Below are 22,426 nucleotides of genomic sequence, written 5' to 3'. Positions count from 1 at the left end.
CGGCAACGCTACAGCGAGGCCCCGGTTCGCAAATGCGGTTTCGCCATGCCCATGCAATCCAGACGTGTTGCCCTTGCCGCTGCCATCCTGCTGTCAGCGGGCGCCGCACATGCCCAGCAGGGCGCCAAGAAGAACGCAACCCCTGCGCCGGCCGCGCAGCCCGCGCCTGCCCCGACGCAAGCGCAGGCTGACGGCGCTTCCGGACAACCCGGCTGGATCGTCCGCTGCGCCAGCGCAAGCCGCGACGCGCCGCTCGAATGCGCGATGGAGCAGAACGCGGTGCTGACCAAGACCGGCCAGACCGTCGTCCTAATCAACATCCGCATCGCGCCCGACACCCGCACGCCGATCGCGCTGCTGCAATTGCCGCTCGGTCTCAATCTTCCCGTCGGCGCCAAGCTCCAGGTGGACGAAGGCAAGACGGTCGATCTCCAGATCCAGACTTGCGAGAACCGCGGCTGCTATGCCTCGACACCGATCGCAGCGGACCTGCTCGCAGCGTTGCGGTCGGGCAAGCAGCTGAAGGTCTCCTTCCAGAACATGGCCAAGGAGACGATCGCGATCCCGATGCCGCTGGGCGATTTCGCGGCGGCTTACGACAAGATCAAGTAAGGGCACACTGTCATCGCCCGCCTTGTGCGCAATTGCGCACTGGGGCGGGCGATCCAGTATCCCAGAGACGGCGGTGGTTGAGCCGAGAGGCCGCGGCGTACTGGATGCCCCTTCGCGGGGCATGACACCGGTTTTCCTCACTGCCGCGCCATCTGCGCGTTGCCGACGGCATCGCCGTCGAGCTTCTGGTCGTCGTGCATGGTGACGGTGACGCGGAGGAGCCGCCCCGCGTATTCGAACGGCGCCTCATAGCGCCTGATGTGCGCAGCCGCAGCTACACGAGGCGTTCTCCGCGAAGCGCGGGCCGAAGCGGTCGTCGAGCGGCAACACCTTGTGCTTCTCGGCTTGCTCCCACCATGTAGCGATCATCGCTCCCAGACGCCGCTGCAGGCGGAGCTATGACAGACCTTCCTCGCGCAAGATCTGTTTCGCCTCCTCGTCGCCAAGCGCCGCCGCCTTTCTGAGCCAGTAAATCGTGCGGTCAGTGTCCTTCGGCGCACCATTGAGACCTTCAAAATAGTTGACGATCATCTCTCGAATGGTCGCCAGATGGCCGGCCTCCGCAACCCGCTCTTTCAGACCGAAGGCTCGGAAGTAGCGCTCCTGGGCCGTTCCGGTCCCGCGCCCCCGTCGCAAAGCGCCGGCGAGATAAAGCCACGACTCGCAATCGTCGGCGGCGATCGATGCCTCCGCTCGCTCCATCCACGCCAGGCTCGCGGACCGATCACCCGTGTCATCCAGATATTCGGCCATCTCGATCATGGCCATGATAGAGCCTTTCGCGATGAACTTTTCCAGATAGGCGACGGCTTCGCCGTCATCATCCTGTCTCAAAAGTCTGGCGACCCCGACATCGAAGCCGAGCGCATCCGAGAACACGATCCAATCCCCCGCTCGTCTTGGAAGTCGTACAAGCGTAACACCATGACCCGACACCTGTCATGGCTGCTCGAGCGAAGCCGATCAGCCGACATCGAGATGCGCACCGGATTTCTCTCGCGCTCCGTCCGGGCTCAGGCCGCCTCGTTTGTTGGCGACAGTACCTGTCAGCCACCGATATCGCTCGCCCGGAGCAGCGTCGTGAAGCCGCCATAGATCATGCGCTTGCCGTCGAACGGCATGCCCTCCATGTGCAGCCGCGGGTCCGCCATGACCTTCTTGTTGACGGCATCGCGGGTCTCCCGGTCGCGGTACACGATCCAGGCGAACACCACGACCTCGTCCTCCTTCGCCATCACCGCGCGCGGAAACGAGGTGAGCTCCCCATGGGGAACGTCGTCACCGATGCATTCGACATAATCGAGCGCGCCGTGCTCCATCCAGACCGTGCAGGCGGTCGTCGCCATCGCCTTGTAGGCTTCGAGATTGTCCTTCGGCACGGCGAGAACGAAACCATCGACATAGGGCATCAGGGATCTCCTTGGGTTGTACCGCCCAAGGACGATACAGCGCGCTGCGATCCGACTTGGAAATGCGAATGTCAGGTGAGGCAAACCGCCGCGAGCAGCGAGGCGGCCCGTCGAGGCCGGTGAACCTGCCATCCTGCTCAGGGGCTTGAAACCAAACCTTGGGAAAAGTGCCTGGAGCTGGCTGGGGAACCTGGATTCGAACCAAGACAAACAGAGTCAGAGTCTGTTGTGCTACCGTTACACCATTCCCCAACGGAATAGCCGAACAAATTCAATGCTTTACTGATTTGTCCGGCTGTGGCCGGAAGCGCGTTTGGCGCAAATCACGGCTCAGGCGTGGCAGCGTTCTACCCGCTCGCATCTGGGCTGGCAAGCGCTCCGGTGGATGGCCTGTCAGCCCACAATGGGGGACCGGGATACGACCGGAGTGAACGTCCGCTAATCCGTGCGACCAATGCTGACGACGATTTCGCCCCGGCTATGCGCAATCATCACCTGGCCGTATTCGTCCTGCGGCGGACTTTCCTCGTAGCGAAGCGGGATCGTCGTGATCTCCTGCGGGGCCTCGCTGCTCGGCTCCTGTGCATTCACGTCGAGGATCAGGATCTTCGGATTGATCCCCTGCGGCGTGCGCTTTGTCAGCCGGGCTTGCCCGCCGTTGGTCGGCACCCGCACGTCTCCCGTCATGATCAGCCTGGGCAGCGCGCCGGGCGCGCGATCGATCCAGGCTCTGAAGGTGTTTCTCAGCAGGACAGTCATGATACGCCTCCACCTTGCCAAGTTGCGCGACCGTTCGGTCGTGAACGAAACGTAGGCCGACGATGCGAAGCAGACCGTGAATGGCCCGTGAATCCGGTGCGCGCCAATGCGCTGCCGCGCACGATACGTCGGACAAGGCGAACAAGTCGGATCGAGCTCGCGCGTGAGTTGTCGACGACGCGGCGAATACCCCGCATGCCGCCGAAGATCCGCCGATTCACGCTGATTTCACGCCCGTCGGCTCGAAGTGACGAGCCATTTCTCATTCCGCACGCAAGTCGCATTTCGATCATTCCGCAACCCTTGACCATCTGACGAGCCGAGATGTACCATTCCCGAATTGCTTCAGATCCGGCGGGCTGCATTCCTGAGCTCACCTGTCATTGGCTTCGCAGACCGCGCGAACCGATCGTTTGCATTCTGCCAAGTCTGGCCACCCGGAGCCTGCCCTCCTACAGTGTCGTCGACACCATCGACGGGGGATGGGACGAGATGTCGGGAGTCAACAACAAGGCGGTTGGCGCAGACGAGCCCCGCCACCTGACACTTAAAATCATCGGAGCATTTTCGGCGTCCGTGGACGGGCAAGAGGTCGGGCTCGGCCGAAAGGCGCAAGCGCTTCTCGGCTATATGATGCTCTCCTCCGCACGCCAGTTGCCCAGGAGCAAGTTGGTCGGGCTGCTCTGGAGCGAGAAGGAAGACCCGCTTGCAAAGGGCTCGCTGCGCCAATCGTTGAGCCAGATTCAGCGCGAGCTAAAAGCGCTCGGCTGCCCGCACTTCCATGCAGACCAGATCCACGTGGCACTCGATATCGAACGGGTGACCTGCGATCTGGTCGAGATCATCTCGGATGCCGAGCGCGGTATCGTCCATCCACTCCTGCTCACGCGCGAACGCCTGACCGACGATATCCTCGACGACCTGGAAGGCGTCGATCCGGCATTCTCGGAATGGCTCGCAGAGACGCGACCTCTGATCCACGAACGGCTGATCGACGCGCTGACGAGGCTGCTGCCCGGTGAGACCGACCCAGTCGTGACGGCAACCGCGGAAGCTGCAGCAAGGGCGATCCACCGGCTGGATTCCGAGAACGAGCTGGCCATTCGCGTTCTCATCAAGAGCCATCTCGCGGCCGGGAGCATTGGCGCGGCACTCGCGATCTATGCGCGCCTCTGGCGCCAACTCGAAGATGCCTACGACATCGAGCCGCACAAACTGACGCAGGACTTGATTGCCGGCCTGCGGCAGCAGCAGCCCGAAACCGTCGCCCGGCCGGCTCCGTCTGCCGTAGCGGCACCCGCGGTCGCCCCGACCGGATCCGTCGTCAGCCGACCGTCGGTCGCCGTCCTTCCCTTTCGCGCGCTCTCGCCCGCTCTGGAGCCTCAATTCACGATCGGCGTCGTCGACAGCGTCGTCCAGGCTCTGTCGGGCTTGAAAGAGCTGTTCGTCATTTCCCGCGGCTCCACGATGATCCCGGCATCGCAGACGCCGGATCTGCGTGCCATCGGCCGCGATCTCAATGCGCAATATCTGCTTCATGGAAGCATTCAGCGCGCCGGCGATCAGATCCGGATCTCGACCGAGCTCGTTGCCGCCGAAACGGTCGAAGTCGTCCGCGTCGATCGTCTCAGCGGGACTGCAGCCGACGTCTTCGACTTGCAGGATCGCATCGCCGTCGAGGTCATACGCTCGCTGGCGCCCCAAGTCCGCGACCGGGAGCTTCACCGCGCTATGCAGAAGAGACCAGACGATCTCGACGCCTATCAACTGGCGTTGGTCGGTTACGATCAGATGTTCAGTCCGGATTACACGACGTTCGTGACGGCCCGAACCAATTTCGAGCGGGCGCATGTCCTCAGCCCGAGCTGGGCACCTCCCCTGTCCTACAGCGCCATCTGGCACATGCAGCGCGTGGCGCGCGGGTGGTCTGCGAATGCATTGAACGAGCGCGATACCGCGCGTGCACTCGCCGAAAGAGCGCTGGAGCGCAACTCGGCGGATCCGCTCGCCAACGCCGTCGGCGGTTACACGCTGTCGCAGTGCAAGCACGACCATGTCGGGGCCCTCGAGCAGCTCGACCGCGCGATCGAGCTTACGCCGAACCTGGCGCTCGCATTCGCGTACCGGGCCGCCGTGCATGTCCGCTGCGAGAACTACGAAGACGCGCTCCGCGATGCCGCGGTCAATCTGCGCCTGTCCCCGAGAGACCGGCACGCCTGGTTCGCCGAGATGATCTCGGCTCAGGCCTACTTCGCCATGCACGACCTCACATCTGCCATCGAACACGCGACGCGGGTTGCGACGCAATTGCCCGGCAACCAGGTGAACCTGCGGGTCCTCGTTGCTGCACTCGTGGAGAGCGGACGTCTCGACGAGGCGCAGACTTTTGCCCAGCCACTGATGTCGGCGGGCGAGATCGACCTGAAGTGGATCGCGACGTCGCCATGGCCGAAGCCGACCCTGACGCGCGTCGAGGCAGCGCTCTCACGGCTGGCATCGGCACTTCAGCACGGAGACGGCAACAGCGGCACCGACAAATTCTAAACAGAGGAGGCACACATGGCAGGCGGATACGGGGGGTATGGCGGTTACGGCGGCTACGGCGGATATGGCGGCTACGGAGGCTACGGCGGGTATGGAGGCTACGGCGGCAACGCAGGCGGATCGGGCGGCGCCATGTTCAGCGATCGCGTCGATCGCCCGTTCATAAGCGAGCGCGACATCGCCGGCGCCAGATTCAATGCAAGCGGCTTTGGCATGAGGCTGTGGTCGACCCGTTGGTACGCCTGGGTCGTGATGTCCGATCTAGCCAGTCGGGCAGATTGGCTCGACAGGCTCGGCGGATTTGCACTGCTCGGCACCGGACCAACCCCTTGGGCCGGGGTTCTTGACGACGATATCATCGCTTTGCGGAACATGGCGGTTCATGAGCGCGCCGCGGCCCTCGGCGACATCGTCTCCGAAGCCGACGAATTCATCAGCAAGTTCCTGCATCTGGTGTCCGCGACGGCGACGACGCACCCGGCGACATCGCGCATGCTGATCGTCGCCGACGCGCTCACGGCATTGATCGCGATGCACTACAAGGCTCATTTCAATCGTCCGCGTCCAACTCAGGTCGTCCCCGGCCTCATGTCGCCGATCCAGCACGGCGGGCACGCGTCCTTCCCAAGCGGTCACGCAACCCAGGCTCACGTCTTCGCGAGGCTGCTCAAGGAAGTCATTCCGCCATCGCTCGGCCGTCCGGTCCCCCCGCCGGCAGCTGCAGGGATAACCACGATTGACACGTCGCTCGGCGTGCTCGCCGCCAGAGTGGCGCGCAACCGCGAAATCGCCGGCCTCCACTATCGCTCGGACACCGTGGCGGGCGTGACACTCGCAGGCGCGATCACCGACAAAATTCTCCTCGATCGGGCATACCTGCCGAAGTTCACGGAGCTCGTCGACAACGCCAGGTGCGAGTGGGAGGACACCGGTGTCTTCGCGGGAGGGAAAGATGCCCAAAAGTGATGGCTACGGCTTGTACGAGGTCGTGCCGGACGGCTTCAACCTCCTCGAGGCCAGCCCGGACAAGCTCGATCTCTACGGCATTCCGCAAAAGCCGGATGCTCTCACCGAGCCGGAGCTGTTCGAATTTTGGAAAACTCTCGTCGCGCCGCATTTTTTCGCGAAACAACCGACGTTCAGCACCATCGATCCCCCGTCGCTCGGAGGGGCGCTCGAGTCGATGCTGAATTGGTCGGGGGCGCTGATCTCCACGCCCTGGCCGCAGCGGATTGTTTTCGCCGCAGGCAAATGGAAGGTGCCGGCCGTACGCCAGCCGTCCGCGCCGGCGCTGAACACGCACTCTGACGATCCAAAATCGTTGCTATGGGTGGGCCTCGACGGCCGCAACGGCAAGTTACCCAATACGTCCCTTCCTCAAATCGGCACCGGCCACTGGCCCAACCGCAAGCCAAATCACTTTGCCTGGTGGGACTGGTGGCACAACTCGGACGAGAAAGACACCACGCCACAAGCGATCACGGTGATCGACAACCTTCCGATCGAGACCGACCACGAGATCCTCGCCGGTCTTGCGGTCCAGGTCAGCGGAGACGTTCTGTACTTCATCAAGAACCAGAGCACCGGCGAATTCCGCTCGTTTCTCGCCCGACAGCCCCCCGGAGAGATCGAACCGCTCGGATCGTCGGTGGAATGGGTGATGGAGCGGCCGACAGACCCGGGAAGCGGCGACCTGTTTCCGCTTCCCGATTATGGTTCCGTGGATTTCAGCTACTGCGTGGCGCGGGCTGCGGATGGAGCGGTCGGGTCAGGGCGCATGATGACACTCGCCGACAACGCACTCACGATCGAGATGCGCGAGACTTTCGCAAATCCCGAGCGTACCGTCATTGTGTCACGCGCGGCACTACGGCAGGAGAACGCGAGCGACCCGATCGGCGTCACATGCACTTTCCATGATCCGATGGCGTGAGCGCGAATTGCGCGTTTCGTCGGGACAACGGACGGCCGCGTCGACGTCGCCTCGCTTCGGGCTGATTAGACGACGATGTGGTCGAAGTCTGCGGCGATCCGGGTGTTCGGGAAGATCCTTGTCGCCTCGGCAAGAATCTCCTCGTCTTCGTAGCGTCCCGACATATGCGTCAGCACGAGCTGCCCGACGTTGTTCGTGGCCGCAAAAGAGGCCGCTTCTGCCGCGGTGAGATGACCGTAGCTCCGCGCGGTCGGCGCGTCGCGATCGAGGAACGTCGCCTCGATCACCATCGTGTCGGCGCCGGCTACGTATTGCGACAGCCCATCGGTGGTCTCGGTGTCGCCGATCACGACGAGCTTCCTGCCGCCGCTCGGCGGGCTGAGGACGTCTTCCGGATCGATGGTTCGGTTGGCAAGCACGATCGGTCGGCCTGCGGCCAGCTCGCCGCGCAAAGGACCGTCGGGGACACCAAGCGCAACGAGGCGATCAGGCCGAAGATGACGGCGCGCGGGGCTTTGGAAGACGAAACCAAAACTGTCGGTATCGCGGTGGCGGACCGGAAAACAGTCGATGGTGAATTCACCGGCATCGATGACCTCTCCCGCGGTCAGCGGCGCGAACTTGACCGCTATCGGCGCCCTGCCCGCGCCCCACAGCCCTGCGAGCATCCGGATGACGATGTCGAGCGTGCCTTGCCCGCCGTGAATTGTCATCATATCGGAACTCTGCCGCAGGCCCAGCGTCGAGAACAGGCCGGGAATACCGAGCACGTGATCGAGATGCGCGTGCGTCAGCAGGATGCGGTCGAGCCGCCGGAAGCCGGCGCCGCTGCGCAGCAGCTGGCGCTGCGTGCCCTCGCCGCAATCAATCAGGACACGCTTGCTTGCGGCTTCCACGAGAAGCGCCGGATGGTTGCGCTCCGCTGAGGGAACGCTCGCCGAGGTCCCGAGAAATGTCAGCGCGAACATGGTCGTCGATATCCAGCGACCGCCCTTCTCCGCGACAATACGGTTGACGGTCTTACCGTCCCCAATGCCACGCGAGCAACAGCGCGTACAGGCCCATCGACGCGGCATAGAGCACGGCGAGCAGCGCGTAGCCGGCGATCTGGCGACTGATCGCAGCCTTCGGCGTCACCCACCAGTCGAGCGCCCTGAACGCGGCGGGCACCAGCCACCAGCCGAGCAGCTGGGTGCTGACGAGATTGCCGACGAACAGCGACAGCCAGACCGGCGCGCCGTTTCTGTCGATCAGGGGCGCGCTGATGAAAGTGCCCCAGAGGTACACCACGGGATAGAGCACCAGGAGGACGATGAGGTTGCTCTTCCAGATGAAGCCCGGCCCTTGCTCCGGAGCCGGCGTCTTGCCGGCCGGAAACCAGAAATTGAAGCCGTAGCTCGCCCGCTTCACGTTCATGCCGGCGTTGAAACGCTCGCCCTCCTTCAGCAGGGTCTGCCGCAACGGCGAGTCGAGCCATGCATTGAGGTTGGCATCAGAATCGAACGACAGGATGATGATCCATTCGTCGTGCAGGCCCGGAATCGGCCGCTCGATCTTGTGGCGCAGAAATCCCTTGAACTCGGCCTCCGCCGCCTGGATGCGCTGCTGCCATTTCAGGAACGCGTCCTCGAGGCCTTCAGGCACCTTGAACGAGATGACGGCGGACACCGCATTGTCGCGCTGAACACCGGTGTCGGGCAGGATATGAACATCCTCCGAGCCGACAAAGAAGCGTTGCACCTCTGCGATGCGTCGCGCCCGCACATCGCTCTGGAGCCAGGCACGCGCGGCGGCCGGGCTCGCAAAGCGCAGGATCGTCACCCAATCCACATGCGCCGGCGGTTGCGGCGGCACGACCTCCTGGCTGAGGAAGCCGGGCCACACCTTGAGCACTTCGCCGACCTCGCCGTTCCACCGCGCGAACGCAGCAAAGCCGTCATCGGCGATGCGGCGCTGGATGACGAGGGCAACCGGCTGGCCGGCTGTGTCTGGAGATGCGCTCATTTGCAGCCGTCCGCCTCAGCCCTTCTTGTAGAGACGCTTGCCCATCACCCAGGTCTCGTCGACGCAGCGGTCGTCGCCGACCATCATGACGGCGAACAGCATGCTTGCGGCCTCGTCCATCGTGCGCGGGCCGGCGCCGTCGGCGATCAGCGACTGATGCCACGCTTGCGCGACCTGCCCGCCGTTCGGATCGAGCGCGACGAAATCGGCCTCCTTGCCGGGCTCGAAATTGCCGAGCTTGTCGTCGATATAGAGGCCTTCGGCGCCGCCGAGTGTGATCGACCAGAAGCCGCGATAGGGCGAGAGCTTGTTGCGCTCGGCCTCGGCGAGGTCCTTGCGTGCCGGATCGATGCTGCCGTCGAGCAGCGTGTTGTTGCACATGCCGACCTTGTAGGCGTCGTCGAGCACGGAGATCATCGAGAAGCGGTTGCCGCCGCCGACGTCGGTGCCGAACGACATCTTGACGCGATGCTCGGGATCGGTGGCGCGGCCAAGCCGGAACAGGCCGCTGCCGAGGAACAGGTTCGAGCACGGGCAGAACACCACCGCGGCGCCCTTCTTCGACATGCGGCGGAATTCGTTGTTGGAGAGGTAGACGCCGTGGCCGCCGGAGAATTTCGGCCCGACCAGGTCGAACTTCTCGTAGACGCCGAGATAGTCCTGGCAGTCGGGATGCTCGACCAGCACGCCGCTGCATTCGGCCGGGTTCTCGGAGATGTGGGTGTTGACCCAGCAATCCGGATGCTCGTGCTTGAGGCGCTGACACGCTCTCAGCAATTCCGGCGAGGCGCCGAAGGCGAAGCGCGGCGTGATGGCGTAGAGGTTGCGGCCCTTGTTGTGGTACTGCGCGATCAGCCGCTTGCTGTCGCGATAGAAATTGTCGGGGGTATCGATGAAATCGGCCGGCGCGTTGCGATCGATCCCGGTGAGGCCCGCGATCACGCGCATGTTGCGCCGGGCCGCTTCCTCGAACAATTCCTCGGTTGAAACCGGCGAGGAGCTGGTGAAGGCCTGGCAGGTGGTGGTGCCGGAGGCGAGCAGCGCGTCGAGGAAGCGCTTCACGCCCTCGCGCGCGTAGTCGCGATCCCGGTATTTGAGCTCTTCCGGATAGACCCACTTCTGCAGCCACGGCAAGAGCTGCTCGCCATAGGCACCTAACACGCGCGTCTGCGGCAGATGAATGTGGCCGTCGATGAAGCCGGGAACGATGATGCGGTCCTTGATGTGGGTGATCTCGACATCCGGATGCGCGGCGGCGATCTTGTCATAAGGACCGAACGCCTTGATGACGCCGTCCGCGACGACCATGAGGCCATCCTGGTGAAAGCGCGCGGAGGCCTGCTCGTTGCCGACGTGCTTCCAGGGATCGTCGACGAAGTCGAAGAACGTGCCGCGAATACCGACCGTGGTCATGATTTGGTTCCTTCCTTAACTGTGTGTGGCCTGCCGCGCCGAGGGCAGCGAGATCGCAAGCAGTGTGCCGGCGACGGCGCAGAGGCCGAGATAGAGCCATCCGATCGGCGCCTGCGTTGCTTCAGGCAGCACCGCCGCGATCGCCATGGCGCCGCTCACGGCGAGATAGCAGAGCGCGCTGATGAGGCCGCCGATCAGGCCGTGGTCGCGCTCGAACAAGCCGAGCGCCATGCCGTACATCATCGGGCACAGCACGCCGCAGCCGCCGAGCACCAGCGCGCCGCCGATCGTGATCGACATGAAATCGAGTCCGACGGTCATTCCCGTTACGGTCAGGACCGCAGCGCCGGCGAGGAACAGCGCGAAGGCGCCGAAGCCCAGCATGCGCGCCGGCATGAAGCGCGCGAAATGCGCGCAGCCGAGCTCGCCGGCGAGATTGACTCCGCCAAGGCCGAGCGCGACGAGGCCGTAGATGGCCGCCGAATAGCCAAGACCAGTCTGGTAGAAGAACGGCGCGACCACGCCGAACGCCAGCTGCGCGCTGGCGGCGGCAGCAAAGACCAGCACGAAAGCCAGGAAGCCCCGACGAACGAGTGCCTCGCGCAAGATACCGGCAGTCCGGCGCGGATCGAACGGCGCGCGCCGTTCCGCTGGCAATGTTTCAGGCAGAAGGAATACGACGATCGTTGCAACGATCGCAGCGGCGATGGCAATGACGATGAAGACGCCGCGCCACGAGGTCAGCTCGACAATGAAGCCACCAGCCGCCGGCGCCAGCACCGGCGCAAGCCCCCACGCCGCGCCAAGCAGGCCGGAGATCGCGGTGAGCTCGCGGCCGCGGAAACAATCAGCTGCGACCGCATAGGCGACGACGAGACAGGTGCAGCCGCCGATGCCTTGCAGGAAGCGCAAGCCCAGCAGCAGCGAGGCGCTGGTGGCCAGCGCACAGGCGATGCTCATCGCAATCAGCACCGCCAGCCCCGCGAGCAGCACGTTGCGGCGGCCGAGCGTGTCCGAGGCGATACCGACCGGCACCAGCGCCAGACTCATGCCGAGCATGTAGGCGGTGACGGTGTTCTGCATCGACGCCGCGTCGGTGGCGAGATCCACCACCATCTGCGGCAGGCCGGGCGTATAGGCGTCGAGCGGGATCTGGCTGAACGGCACGACGCACAACAGGATCGGCACGATCCCACCCTTCGCGCGACCGGCGTCCGAAGCAAGTGCAGTCATGGCTCACGCCCCCTCGATGCCCGCAGGCCCGTCTTTTCGTGCGCGCAATGAGAGGCGACGATGCAGGTTGCGGATCTTGACGCGCGGAGCGTGCCAGAACTGTGTATAAAAACTCTTAGGAGGTCTCGTCGCGATACGGATTTGGACGGCTGATGCTGTGACCCAGGGGCTCGAGACAAAAAACGCGAAAACAACCCCATGCATAGTAGAAATCGTTGAGGGATTTCGCCCGCCGCGACTCTCGCCCTGTCCGGACGGACGTTTGACTCGTCGGGCAAAACAGGCCCATCGTTAGCTCATCGCCAATTGCGAGCGCGTCGTCGCGCCGACACCATTAACCGTTCGGAAGGCATCGTGCTTCGAACGCGAAGCGCCGTCAGAGCAAGAAGCCCCTGAGAGCCCCGAGGAACTGCTGCGGCGCTTGAAGCTGCGGCACGTGCGCGCATCCTGGAATGATCTTGAGCTCAGCGTGCGGCAACCCGGCAGCCAGTTCGTGCGACATCGGCGGAGGCGTCGCTTCATCGTGCTCGCCGACCAGGACGAGCACCGGCACATTTACTGCGACAAGCTCGGTGCGGAGGTCGAGGCCTGCCAATGCCTCGCATGCGGCACGAAACACGTCGGGATCCGTCCGCAGAAATGCGGCGCGACGATCCTGCATCAGGTCGGGGTGCCGCTCCTGAAACTCGGGCGCGAACAGGCGCCGCATCGCGACGTCAGTGATGGCCTCCAGCCCCTTTGCCCGGGACACCTTCGCCATGTTGCGAAATGCCTCGCGTCCGGGCTCCGAAAAGGCCGCGCCGCAATCAGCGAGAACGAGCCGGCTGGCGATCTTCGGATGCCGGATCACCATCTGCAGGGCGACAAACCCGCCGTAGCCGTTGCCGAGCACAATCGCCGGCGCGCCGCCAGCGGCATCCCGCACGGCCTCGGCCATCCGGTCGGCGACCGCGGCAAAGCCGCCCTCCACCGCGCGTGAACGGCCGAACCCAGGCAACTCCGGTACGATGGCCCGAAACGATCCCCGAAGCGCGGGCACGATCGCATCGAAGCTCGCGCGGTCCGACAGCAGTGAGTGGAAGAGAAACAGCGGAGATCCCTCGCCCGATTGCGCGGCGTTGACGGTCCCGTTGGCAAGAAGCCTGTCCATGTCCGGTTCTTCCTCGCGACGGTCGGACCACGCGTGATCGCGTGCCTCATCGGGCCGATTGATAAATCAAATCCCCGGGAATTCAAGCATTCGCCTCTTGACGTGAAATATCAGGATTGTCAAATTACGGGCCAACGAGGTTCCAATTGTCATGCTTTTGCGCGAAAATATCTACGATCTCCTTAGAGCTGATATTTTAGCTTGTCGCCTTACGCCGGGTGATGAAATGCGCGAGCAAGACCTGGCCGAGCGCTATTCGGTGAGCCGGCAGCCGGTTCGGGATGCACTTCTGCGGCTCCAGCGCGAGCACCTCGTGACGGTGCAGCCGCGCCAGGGCTACCGCGTGACGCCGATCTCGCTCTCCGACGCCCGCGACCTCCTGCGCTTCCGACTCGCACTGGAGGCGGCCTGCGTTGCTGAAGCGATCGAAAGCGCCCCCGACAGCGTCTTGAAATCGCTCGACGAATTCCGCCGCTTCTCGGGCAATCACGAGGACTTCATCGCCTACAATCGCGGCTTCCACACTGCGCTGGCTCATGCCTCCGGCAATCGCCGCATGGCGGCGGCGCTGTGCGACCTGATCGGCCAGGCCGACCGGCTGGTCCGCGTCAGTATTTCCAACCTGAAGGGCCACGACCCCGCAAAGCTCGTCGCAGAGCACGTCGCACTGATCGACGCCATGCAGCAGCGCGAAACGCGCACCGCGGCGCGCATCATCAAGGCCCACATCGGGGACACCGAAAAACGCGTTCTGCCGGCGCTCAAGCGCAACGCCGTCATCGTCGAAGAGAGGTCATCATGAACGTTCCGTCGAAACCCGCGTCGATCGACGTCGAAACCCACGGCAATTTCATCGATGGACGGGAGGTCGAAGCCGGAGACGGCGCGATGCTGGACGTTCGCAATCCCGCGACCGGCGATGTCATTGCCCGCATTCCCAATTCAACCGCAGAGGATATCGACCGCGCCATGAAAAGCGCGCGCGCCGCGTTCGAAGGAAAGGCCTGGGGCGGCATGGACACGCGCGCCAGGGCCAGACTGGTCAACAAGCTCGCCGATGCGTTCGAGGCCAATCTCGACAGCCTATACCGGCTCGAGACTCTCAACAACGGCCGCCCGGTCAACGAGACCCGCGCCCAGCTCTCCCGCCTGCCCGATTTCTTCCGCTACTTCGCCGGCCTCGCTTTGTCGCGCCGTGACTCCGTGATCCCCGTCGAAGGCGCCTATCTGAACTACACGCTCCGCACGCCGATCGGCATCGTCGCCAATTGCACCCCGTTCAATCACCCCCTGATGATCCTGTGCAAGTCGCTCGCCGTGGTGCTGGCGACTGGATGCGTCACCGTGGTGAAGCCGTCCGAATACACGCCGCTCTCGACCCTGAAGCTCGCGCAGATCTTCACGGAAGCGGGCCTGCCGCCCGGCGTCTTCAATATCGTGCTCGGCCTCGGCCCGAGCGCCGGCAAGATGCTGGCCGAGCACGGCGACATCAACAAGCTGGTCCTGACCGGCGGCACGGAGGCCGGCCGCATCGCCGGCAGCGCGGCCGCAAAGGTGTTCGCGCATCAGACCATGGAACTCGGCGGCAAGACGCCGGTGATGGTGTTCGACGATTTCGACGTCGACCGCGCCGTCAACTATGCCGCCTTCGGTGCATTCATCGGCGCCGGACAGACCTGCGTCTGCGCCTCGCGCCACATCGTCCAGGCCTCGATCTACGACGAGTTCGTGGAGAAGCTGCAGGCCAAGACCCGCACGATCCGCGTCGGCGATCCCTTCGATCCCAGCACCCAGATGGGCCCCGTGATCTCGGCCAAGCAGCGCGACCGCGTTCTCGCCTATGCAGACTATGGTCGCGCCGACGGCGCGCGTCTCGTCACCGGCGGCGTTGCCGCCAAGGTGCCGGGCCACGACAACGGATATTTCGTCGAGCCGACGGTCTTTGCCGACGTCAAGTCCGACATGCGCATCTTCCAGGAGGAAGTGTTCGGTCCCTTCACCTCGGTGACACCGTTCAAGGACGAGGCCGATGCGCTCCGGCTCGCCAACGACTCGCCGTTTGGCCTCGCCGCAGCGATCCGCACCCGCGACGTCGCCCGCGCCCACCGTGTTGCCGCCGCGGTCAAGGCCGGCATCGTCTGGATCAACGATCATCACCGACTCGACCCGGCCTCGCCCTGGGGCGGCGTCGATGATTCCGGCATCGGCCGCGAATTCGGCACCGAGAGTTTCGACGACCACTTCAACACCAAGAGTGTGATGGTCGCGACCCACGAGCAGCCGTTCGACTGGTATCGCGACACGGCCAATCAGAAGCGGCTGAACTAGCAGAACTGCACCCGGCCGACCGCCCATAGAAGGCGGGCCGTATCAACCAGAATGACAGTCAAGGGAGAGCGTCAATGTCGACATCGGTAAACGCAGGCAGCCGTCTCGATCGACTGCCGATCGGGCCATTCCACCGCCGCATCATGCTGCTGATCGGCATCGGAATGTTCTTCGACGGTTTCGACATCTACATTGCCGGGACGGTGCTCAGCGTCACGCTGAAATCAGGCTTTTCGACGCTCGCTCAGAACGCGGCCTTCATCTCCGCGACGTTCGTCGGCATGATGCTGGGGTCGTTCGGCACCGGCTTCCTCGGCGATCGCCATGGGCGCCGCTTCACCTATCAGTTCAATTTGCTCCTTTTCGGCATCGCTTCCCTTGCCGCGGCATTCGCGCCGAACATGGCCTTCCTGATCGCCTGCCGCTTCGTGATGGGCGTCGGCCTCGGGGCCGAGAACGTCGTCGGCTATTCGACGATGACGGAGTTCGTGCCCGCCCGCACCCGCGGCAAATGGCTCGGCCTCACCGCCGTATGCGTCGTGACGGGCCTGCCAGCGGCACTTTTGATCGCATCCGTGCTCGTTCCGCAATTCGGCTGGCGCTCGATGTTCGTGCTCGGCGGCATCGGCGCGCTCGTCGTCTGGTACATGCGCAAGTCGCTGCCGGAATCCCCGCGCTGGCTCGAAGCCGTGGGACGCACCGCCGAGGCGGAAGCGTTGATGCAGGCGATCGAGAAGGAAGCGGCGCAAGGACAGCCCTTGCCTGCTCCAGCGCCCACGACACCCGCTCCGGTCGCTCCCGATCTCGGCACGTTGTTCACTGCGCCCTTGCTGTCGCGGATGATCGTCGGCGCCATCTGCCTGATCACGATCAACACCCTGCTCTATGGCTTCGTGACCTGGCTGCCCGTGTTCTTCGTCAAGCAGGGCCTGTCGGTCGCGACATCGTTCGGCTATTCGCTGCTGATGGCGCTCGGCGCACCGATCGGCGCGGCCATCGGTGCATTGACCGCCGACCGCTGGGGTCGCAAGCCAACGATCATCGGCGCGTCGCTGATCTCGGTGGCGCTGGGCATGCTCTATCCCATGATCTCGGATCCGATCCTGCTGCCGGCCGTGGGCTTCGCGCTGACGGTGCCGATTTACGTCCTGGTCGCACTCCTGTTCGGCATCTACATTCCAGAGCTGTTTCCGACCGAGGTCCGGCTGCGTGCGTCGGGCATCGTCAATACGATGGGGCGCGGCGCCACGATCATCACGCCGTTCCTGGTCGTGTCGCTGTTCGAGTCGCGCGGCGTGGCCGGCGTGATGGCGCTGATGATCGGCTTGCTCGTGGTGCAGATCGTCACGGTCTGGGTACTCGGCATCGAGCCCCGGCATCGCAGCCTCGAAGAGCTCAAGGCCGAAGAGACTGCCGCGCCGGTCCTCAAGGAAGCGTCCTGACGCTCTCCACCGATGGCCGGGCTTATCCCGGCCATCGACGCCTTGTCCAAGCAGCACTGAGAACGTGGATGCCCGGGACAAGCCCGGGCACGACGACTTGCGCTGACTGCAATGCGATCCGCGAGATAGCTACGTCTTGTCAGCCCGACTGCGCTTCCACCGCCTGCACCGCGACGCTCGCGACCTGCCGCAGCGCTTCGCGGTCCGCGCCTGAGGACGCCATCACGCCCATGCCGACCGACACCGCCGAGACATAGCGCGCGAGCGCGGCGGGATCGGCGCTTTCCTTGAGATCACCTTCGGCCTTGGCGCGGACGAAACGCTCGCGGAGCTGGTCTTCGTTCTGGGCGCGGCGCGCGGCCAATTCGAAAGGGACGTTCTCGGAGCCGGTGCCGCAGGCGATGCCGCCCTGCACGAGCAGGCAGCCGGGCGGATTGGCGGGATCGGTCTGCTTGTCGGCGATGCCCATCAGCATCCGCTCGGCGACGGCGCGGGCGGTCGGCGCTGCGACCACCTCGTCCATCCAGGCGCCGCGCAGCTTGGCGTAGCGGTCGAGCGCGGCCTTCAGCAGGCCTTCCTTGTTGCCGAAGCAGGCGTAGAGACTGGGCGGGTTGATGCCCATGGCCTCGGTGAGCTGGGCAATGGTCGCGCCCTCATAGCCATGGCGCCAAAACACTTCCATCGCCTGGTCCAACGCCATTTCGGCGTCGAATTCGCGGGGGCGTCCCATGCCCATGTGCCTGTCTCCTCCGAATTCGCGTTCTGCCTGAGGCTTAACGCCGAATCCTAACTATTTGTTCTAATTCTATTTTCCTAGTGTCTTCCAATTCTTGCGGTATGCCGCTACAATTTTTTTAGTGAATGGTACATAAGTATCTTGCACTGCGGTATCCAGCTCCACATCTGTAGTGAACACTACATATCTGGAGCGCGCAAATGCCCCCCTCCCAAAATACCTCCCGCACCGGCCGTTTCCGCTGCCTTCTGGGTGGCGTCGCCATCGTGGGCGCCCTCGCCACGGCCGGCTCGATCGCCACCGGCCGCTATTTTCATGCGGCGCAAGCGACCGCACCGGCGGCCGCGGCCGAACAAGCCGTTTCTGTCACCGTCGCAATGATCGAGCCACGGCAGACCGTGCTGTGGGACGATTTTTCCGGCCGGCTCGAGGCCATCAACCGGGTCGAGCTCCGTCCGCGCGTCGCGGGTGCGATCCTGTCGACCAACTTCATCGAAGGCGCGCTGGTGAAGGCCGGCGACGTGCTGTTCAAGATCGATCCCGCCCCTTATGCGGCCGAAGTCGACAAGGCTGCGGCCCAAGTCGAGGCCGCGAAAGCCCGCGTCGTCTTCACCCAGAGCGAGCTCGAACGCGGCGCCCAGCTCGTCGGCAACGCCGTGGTCACCCGGCGCGACTATGACCAGCGCGACAACGCCAATCGCGAGGCGATCGCCAACGTCAAGGCGGCCGAGGCGACGCTTCAGACCGCAAAGCTCAATCTCGACTACACCGAAGTGCGCGCCCCCGTGGACGGCCGCGTCGGCAAGATCGAGGTCACCGTCGGCAATCTCGTCGCCGCCGGCACTGCGTCCCCGGTCTTGACCTCGCTGGTCTCGGTCAATCCGATCTACGCCTCGTTCGATGCGGACGAAGAGGTGGTGCTGCGCGCGCTGAACTCGATCGCGGATGCCTCCGGGAGGCGCGGCAAGCTCGACCAGATCCCGGTCGAGATGACGACGTCGGGCGGCCTGTCCGCGAAGGGCCACATCCAGCTCATCGACAACCAGGTCAACGGCCAGAGCGGCACCATCCGTGTCCGCGCCGTATTCCGCAACGATGATGGGCGCCTCATCCCCGGCCAGTTCGCCCGCGTGCGCATGGGCCAGCCGAAGCAACAGGCGCTGGTGATGATCGACGAGCGCGCGATCGGCACCGACCAGGACAAGAAGTTCGTGATGGCGGTCGGCGACGACAGCCGCGCGGTCTACCGGCCGGTCACGCTCGGCGGCGCCGTCGATGGGCTTCGCATCGTCACCTCGGGCCTGAAGTCCGGCGACCGCATCGTCATCAACGGCCTGCAGCGCGTGCGTCCCGGCGCCCTCCTCAAGACGGAGATCGCTCAGATGGGCGCGCGTGGGCCGCAGCAGGCGTCAAACCACAGCAACCAGGACGTGGTGCAACGCTGACATCTTCCGTCATTCCGGGGCGCGCGTAGCGCGACCTAAGGTGCGCAATTGCGCACCTGAGAATCCAGGAGTTTGGAAACTCCGACCAACTCACCTCCGGATTCCGGGTTCGCGGGCTTCGCCCACGCCCCGGAATGACGGCGTGAGCTGTCGGCGCCACGCAGGATATTGCCCAGGGGCAAAGCCATGAATCTCTCAAAGTTCTTCATCGATCGCCCGATTTTCGCCGGGGTGCTGTCGGTCCTGATCTTCCTCGCCGGCCTGATCTCGCTGTTCGCGATGCCGATCTCGGAATATCCCGATGTCGTACCGCCCTCCGTCGTTGTGCGCGCGACCTATCCCGGCGCCAATCCGAAGGTGATCGCGGAGACGGTGGCAACCCCGATCGAGGAGCAGATCAACGGCGTCGAAGGCATGCTGTACATGTCGAGCCAGGCGACCACCGACGGCGCGATGACGCTGACGGTGACGTTCCGGCTCGGCACCGACCCCGACAAGGCGACGCAGCTGGTGCAGAACCGCGTGCAGCAGGCCGAGCCGCGCCTGCCGGCCGTGGTGCGCCAGCTCGGCATCATCACCAAGAAATCGTCGCCCGACCTCACCATGGTCGTGCATCTGTTGTCGCCGAACGGCCGCTACGACATGACGTATTTGCGCAACTACGCGGTGCTCAACGTCAAGGACCGGCTGGCGCGGATCGACGGCGTCGGCGACGTCCAGCTCTATGGCGCCGGCGACTATTCGATGCGGGTCTGGGTCGATCCGCAGAAGGCCGCCGAGCATGGGCTCACTGCCAGTGACATCGTGAGGGCGATCCAGGCACAGAACGTCGAGGCCGCCGCCGGCGTGGTCGGCTCCTCCCCGAACGTCAAAGGCATCGATCTCCAGCTCTCGGTCAACGCCGAAGGCCGGCTCGCGAACGAGGAGCAGTTCGGCGACATCGTGGTCAAGACCGGCACGCGCGGCGAGGTCGTTCGTCTGCGCGACGTCGCGCGCATCGAGCTTGGCGCATCCGAATACGGCCTGCGCTCGCTGCTCGACAACAAGCAGGCGGTGGCGATCCCGATCTTCCAGGCGCCGGGCTCCAACGCGCTGCAGATCTCCGACAATGTTCGAGCCACCATGGCCGAGATCAAGAAGAACATGCCGGAGGGCGTGTCCTACCAGATCGTGTACGACCCCACCCAGTTCGTGCGGTCCTCGATCGAGGCCGTGATCCACACGCTGCTGGAGGCGATCGCGCTGGTGGTGCTGGTGGTGATCCTGTTCCTGCAGACCTGGCGGGCCTCGATCATTCCGCTGCTGGCCGTGCCGGTGTCGATCGTCGGCACATTCGCGGTGATGCACGTGTTCGGCTTCTCCATCAATGCGCTCAGCCTGTTCGGCCTCGTGCTCGCCATCGGCATCGTCGTCGACGACGCCATCGTCGTGGTCGAGAATGTCGAGCGCAACATCGAGGCCGGGCTGTCGCCGCGCGATGCAACGTACCAGGCCATGCGCGAGGTGTCGGGTCCGATCATCGCCATCGCGATGGTGCTGATCGCGGTGTTCGTGCCGCTCGCCTTCATCTCCGGCCTCACCGGGCAGTTCTACAAGCAGTTCGCGCTGACGATCGCGATTTCGACGGTGATCTCCGCCATCAATTCGCTGACGCTGTCACCGGCGCTGTCGGCGCTTCTGCTCAAGGGACACAACGAGCCGAAGGACCGGCTGACGCTGATCATGGAAAAGGGCCTTGGCTGGTTCTTCCGCGGCTTCAACAAGGCCTTCACGCGTTCTTCGGAGAATTACAGCGGCAGCGTCAGCAAGGTGATCTCGGGCAAGGCCGCGGTGATGGGCCTCTACGTGGTTCTCGTCGGAATCACGGCCCTCTTGTTCCAGCAGGTGCCGAGCGGCTTCGTGCCGGGTCAGGACAAGCAATATCTGGTCGGCTTCGCCCGCTTGCCCGATGGCGCCACGCTCGACCGCAGCGAAGAGGTGATCCGCAAGATGAGCGACATCGCGCTGACCCAGCCCGGTGTCGAGAGCTCAGTGGCCTTCCCGGGCCTGTCGATCTCCGGCTTCACCAATTCCTCCAACGCCGGCATCGTGTTCTCGACGCTGAAGCCGTTCGACGAACGCAAGGATCCGTCGCTCAGCGGGCCCGCGATCGCGGCCGAGCTGAACAAGAAATATGCCGGCATCCAGGAGGCCTTCATCGCCATGTTCCCGCCGCCGCCGGTGAACGGCCTCGGCACCATCGGCGGCTTCAAGCTGCAGATCGAGGACCGCGCCGGTCTCGGCTATGACGCCCTGAACGAGGCGACGAACGCCTTCATGGCGGCGATGCAGAAGGCGCCGGAGATCGCCGGCGTGTTCTCGAGCTTCCAGGTCAACGTGCCCCAGCTGTTCGCCGACATCGACCGCACCAAGGCGCTTCAGCTGGGCGTGCCCGTGACGGAGGTGTTCAACACGCTGCAGATTTACCTCGGCTCCTACTACGTCAACGACTTCAACAAGTTCGGCCGCACCTATTCCGTCCGCGTCCAGGCCGACGCGCCGTTCCGCGCCCGCGCCGACGACATCAGGCAGTTGAAAGTGCGCTCGTCCTCGGGCGACATGGTGCCATTGTCGGCGCTGCTCAATATCCGCCAGAGCGCGGGGCCGGAGCGCGCGATCCGCTACAACGGCTTCCTGTCGTCCGACATCAACGCAGCGGCCGCGCCAGGCTTCTCCTCGGGCCAGGCGCAGGAGGCGGCGACGCGGATCGCGGCGGAGGTGCTGCCGCCGGGCTTTGCCTTCGAATGGACCGACCTGACCTATCAGGAGTTCATCGCCGGCAATTCCGGCATCTGGGTGTTTCCGCTGGCGATCCTCCTGGTGTTCCTGGTGCTGGCCGCGCTCTATGAGAGCCTGACCCTGCCGCTCTCGATCATCATGATCGTGCCGATGGGCTTGCTCGCTGCGATGTTCGGCGTCTGGATCTCCAAGGGCGACAACAACGTCTTCACCCAGATCGGCCTCATCGTTCTCGTCGGCCTCTCCGCCAAGAACGCGATCCTGATCGTCGAGTTCGCGCGCGAGCTCGAATTCGCGGGGCGCACGCCGATCCGGGCCGCGATCGAAGCCAGCCGCTTGCGGCTGCGCCCGATCCTGATGACGTCGATGGCGTTCATCATGGGCGTGCTGCCGCTGGTGCTCTCGACCGGCGCCGGCTCGGAGATGCGGCGGGCCATGGGCGTTGCCGTGTTCTCCGGCATGATCGGCGTCACCGTGTTCGGCCTGTTCCTGACGCCGGTGTTCTATGTGCTGCTCAGAACCGTCACCGGCATGAAGCCGCTGACGCATCACGGCAGCGACATCAGCGCGGCGCCGGTCCAGGGGCCTGCCGAGTGAACCGCGTCCCGCCGCGGCATGCCCCCGGCGGGACCAACAAGAT

Annotated in this window: 18 protein-coding genes and 1 tRNA gene; 9 read left to right on the top strand and 10 right to left on the bottom strand. The window is 64.5% G+C overall.

The window, feature by feature from the left end:
• Positions 1-45: 45 nt before the first annotated feature.
• Positions 46-612, top strand: coding sequence for an invasion associated locus B family protein (locus tag JQ566_RS05585; RefSeq protein WP_212370831.1), 567 nt, complete (start codon positions 46-48; stop codon positions 610-612).
• Between the two features lie 396 nt (positions 613-1,008).
• Here the strand turns inward: JQ566_RS05585 and JQ566_RS34955 are convergent, their stop codons facing one another.
• From JQ566_RS34955 to JQ566_RS05565, 4 genes are all read right to left on the bottom strand, one after another.
• Positions 1,009-1,491 carry an SEL1-like repeat protein gene (locus tag JQ566_RS34955; protein WP_212370830.1) on the bottom strand — a complete coding sequence of 161 codons (483 nt, stop codon included), beginning with the start codon at positions 1,489-1,491 and terminating at the stop codon, positions 1,009-1,011.
• 167 nt (positions 1,492-1,658) lie between these two features.
• On the bottom strand, positions 1,659-2,021 hold the full coding sequence (locus tag JQ566_RS05575; RefSeq protein ID WP_212370829.1) for a DUF1428 domain-containing protein: 363 nt from the start codon (positions 2,019-2,021) through the stop codon (positions 1,659-1,661).
• A 178-nt stretch (positions 2,022-2,199) separates the two neighbouring features.
• A tRNA-Gln gene (locus tag JQ566_RS05570) sits at positions 2,200-2,273 on the bottom strand.
• Between the two features lie 186 nt (positions 2,274-2,459).
• A complete protein-coding gene (locus JQ566_RS05565; RefSeq protein ID WP_212370828.1) occupies positions 2,460-2,780 on the bottom strand; it encodes a hypothetical protein in 321 nt (106 codons plus the stop codon).
• A gap of 576 nt (positions 2,781-3,356) precedes the next feature.
• Here JQ566_RS05565 and JQ566_RS05560 point away from each other — a divergent pair.
• Genes JQ566_RS05560 through JQ566_RS05550 form a run of 3 tightly spaced genes read left to right on the top strand, consistent with a single transcriptional unit; the run spans position 3,357 to position 7,257 of the window.
• A complete protein-coding gene (locus JQ566_RS05560; protein ID WP_212370827.1) occupies positions 3,357-5,324 on the top strand; it encodes a BTAD domain-containing putative transcriptional regulator in 1,968 nt (655 codons plus the stop codon).
• Positions 5,325-5,339: 15 nt separating this feature from the next.
• A complete protein-coding gene (locus JQ566_RS05555; RefSeq protein WP_212370824.1) occupies positions 5,340-6,290 on the top strand; it encodes a phosphatase PAP2 family protein in 951 nt (316 codons plus the stop codon).
• Positions 6,277-7,257, top strand: coding sequence for a G1 family glutamic endopeptidase (locus JQ566_RS05550; RefSeq protein ID WP_212370822.1), 981 nt, complete (start codon positions 6,277-6,279; stop codon positions 7,255-7,257). The genes JQ566_RS05555 and JQ566_RS05550 overlap by 14 nt, the downstream gene beginning before the upstream one ends.
• 65 nt (positions 7,258-7,322) lie before the next feature.
• Here JQ566_RS05550 and rnz read toward each other — a convergent pair whose 3' ends face one another.
• From rnz to JQ566_RS05525, 5 genes are all read right to left on the bottom strand, one after another.
• Positions 7,323-8,225 carry a ribonuclease Z gene (gene rnz, locus JQ566_RS05545; protein WP_212370820.1) on the bottom strand — a complete coding sequence of 301 codons (903 nt, stop codon included), beginning with the start codon at positions 8,223-8,225 and terminating at the stop codon, positions 7,323-7,325.
• A 52-nt stretch (positions 8,226-8,277) separates the two neighbouring features.
• Positions 8,278-9,261 (bottom strand): antibiotic biosynthesis monooxygenase, encoded by a 984-nt coding sequence (locus JQ566_RS05540; protein WP_212370818.1) that lies wholly within the window; start codon positions 9,259-9,261, stop codon positions 8,278-8,280.
• Positions 9,262-9,276: 15 nt separating this feature from the next.
• Positions 9,277-10,674, bottom strand: a complete 1,398-nt coding sequence (guaD, locus tag JQ566_RS05535; protein WP_212370816.1) for a guanine deaminase — start codon at positions 10,672-10,674, stop codon at positions 9,277-9,279.
• A 15-nt stretch (positions 10,675-10,689) separates the two neighbouring features.
• Positions 10,690-11,907 (bottom strand): multidrug effflux MFS transporter, encoded by a 1,218-nt coding sequence (locus JQ566_RS05530; RefSeq protein WP_212370814.1) that lies wholly within the window; start codon positions 11,905-11,907, stop codon positions 10,690-10,692.
• 376 nt (positions 11,908-12,283) lie between these two features.
• Positions 12,284-13,057, bottom strand: a complete 774-nt coding sequence (locus tag JQ566_RS05525) for an alpha/beta fold hydrolase (protein WP_212370812.1) — start codon at positions 13,055-13,057, stop codon at positions 12,284-12,286.
• A gap of 151 nt (positions 13,058-13,208) precedes the next feature.
• Here JQ566_RS05525 and JQ566_RS05520 point away from each other — a divergent pair, with 151 nt between their 5' ends.
• The 3 genes from JQ566_RS05520 (at position 13,209) to JQ566_RS05510 (ending at position 16,827) form a co-directional block, all read left to right on the top strand.
• Positions 13,209-13,859, top strand: coding sequence for a GntR family transcriptional regulator (locus JQ566_RS05520; protein ID WP_212370810.1), 651 nt, complete (start codon positions 13,209-13,211; stop codon positions 13,857-13,859).
• Complete coding sequence (locus JQ566_RS05515; RefSeq protein ID WP_212370808.1) at positions 13,856-15,385, top strand: aldehyde dehydrogenase; 1,530 nt, start codon at positions 13,856-13,858, stop codon at positions 15,383-15,385. The genes JQ566_RS05520 and JQ566_RS05515 overlap by 4 nt, the downstream gene beginning before the upstream one ends.
• Positions 15,386-15,459: 74 nt before the next feature.
• Positions 15,460-16,827: an MFS transporter gene (locus JQ566_RS05510; RefSeq protein WP_212370806.1), complete on the top strand. Its 1,368-nt coding sequence runs from the start codon at positions 15,460-15,462 to the stop codon at positions 16,825-16,827.
• Between the two features lie 139 nt (positions 16,828-16,966).
• Here JQ566_RS05510 and JQ566_RS05505 read toward each other — a convergent pair whose 3' ends face one another.
• Positions 16,967-17,563 (bottom strand): TetR/AcrR family transcriptional regulator, encoded by a 597-nt coding sequence (locus tag JQ566_RS05505; protein ID WP_212370804.1) that lies wholly within the window; start codon positions 17,561-17,563, stop codon positions 16,967-16,969.
• A gap of 200 nt (positions 17,564-17,763) precedes the next feature.
• Between JQ566_RS05505 and JQ566_RS05500 the strand changes: the two genes are divergently transcribed.
• Together JQ566_RS05500 and JQ566_RS05495 are read left to right on the top strand one after the other, a co-directional pair.
• A complete protein-coding gene (locus tag JQ566_RS05500; protein ID WP_212370802.1) occupies positions 17,764-19,008 on the top strand; it encodes an efflux RND transporter periplasmic adaptor subunit in 1,245 nt (414 codons plus the stop codon).
• Positions 19,009-19,194: 186 nt separating this feature from the next.
• Positions 19,195-22,383, top strand: a complete 3,189-nt coding sequence (locus JQ566_RS05495; RefSeq protein ID WP_212370800.1) for an efflux RND transporter permease subunit — start codon at positions 19,195-19,197, stop codon at positions 22,381-22,383.
• Positions 22,384-22,426: the final 43 nt, after the last annotated feature.

This window comes from Bradyrhizobium sp. SZCCT0231, assembly GCF_018130245.1.
Taxonomy (GTDB): Bacteria; Pseudomonadota; Alphaproteobacteria; order Rhizobiales; family Xanthobacteraceae; genus Bradyrhizobium; species Bradyrhizobium japonicum_F.
This window is presented reverse-complemented; position numbering and strand designations above follow the sequence as displayed.

Excerpts from the sequence above, each read along its gene's own strand:
- JQ566_RS05585 (WP_212370831.1), top strand. The coding sequence starts at position 46 with ATGCCCATGCAATCCAGACGTGTTGCCCTTGCCGCTGCCATCCTGCTG.
- JQ566_RS05575 (WP_212370829.1), bottom strand. The coding sequence starts at position 2,021 with ATGCCCTATGTCGATGGTTTCGTTCTCGCCGTGCCGAAGGACAATCTC.
- JQ566_RS05565 (WP_212370828.1), bottom strand. The coding sequence starts at position 2,780 with ATGACTGTCCTGCTGAGAAACACCTTCAGAGCCTGGATCGATCGCGCG.
- JQ566_RS05555 (WP_212370824.1), top strand. The coding sequence starts at position 5,340 with ATGGCAGGCGGATACGGGGGGTATGGCGGTTACGGCGGCTACGGCGGA.
- JQ566_RS05550 (WP_212370822.1), top strand. The coding sequence starts at position 6,277 with ATGCCCAAAAGTGATGGCTACGGCTTGTACGAGGTCGTGCCGGACGGC.
- rnz (WP_212370820.1), bottom strand. The coding sequence starts at position 8,225 with ATGTTCGCGCTGACATTTCTCGGGACCTCGGCGAGCGTTCCCTCAGCG.
- JQ566_RS05540 (WP_212370818.1), bottom strand. The coding sequence starts at position 9,261 with ATGAGCGCATCTCCAGACACAGCCGGCCAGCCGGTTGCCCTCGTCATC.
- guaD (WP_212370816.1), bottom strand. The coding sequence starts at position 10,674 with ATGACCACGGTCGGTATTCGCGGCACGTTCTTCGACTTCGTCGACGAT.
- JQ566_RS05530 (WP_212370814.1), bottom strand. The coding sequence starts at position 11,907 with ATGACTGCACTTGCTTCGGACGCCGGTCGCGCGAAGGGTGGGATCGTG.
- JQ566_RS05525 (WP_212370812.1), bottom strand. The coding sequence starts at position 13,057 with ATGGACAGGCTTCTTGCCAACGGGACCGTCAACGCCGCGCAATCGGGC.
- JQ566_RS05520 (WP_212370810.1), top strand. The coding sequence starts at position 13,209 with ATGCTTTTGCGCGAAAATATCTACGATCTCCTTAGAGCTGATATTTTA.
- JQ566_RS05515 (WP_212370808.1), top strand. The coding sequence starts at position 13,856 with ATGAACGTTCCGTCGAAACCCGCGTCGATCGACGTCGAAACCCACGGC.
- JQ566_RS05510 (WP_212370806.1), top strand. The coding sequence starts at position 15,460 with ATGTCGACATCGGTAAACGCAGGCAGCCGTCTCGATCGACTGCCGATC.
- JQ566_RS05505 (WP_212370804.1), bottom strand. The coding sequence starts at position 17,563 with ATGGGCATGGGACGCCCCCGCGAATTCGACGCCGAAATGGCGTTGGAC.
- JQ566_RS05500 (WP_212370802.1), top strand. The coding sequence starts at position 17,764 with ATGCCCCCCTCCCAAAATACCTCCCGCACCGGCCGTTTCCGCTGCCTT.
- JQ566_RS05495 (WP_212370800.1), top strand. The coding sequence starts at position 19,195 with ATGAATCTCTCAAAGTTCTTCATCGATCGCCCGATTTTCGCCGGGGTG.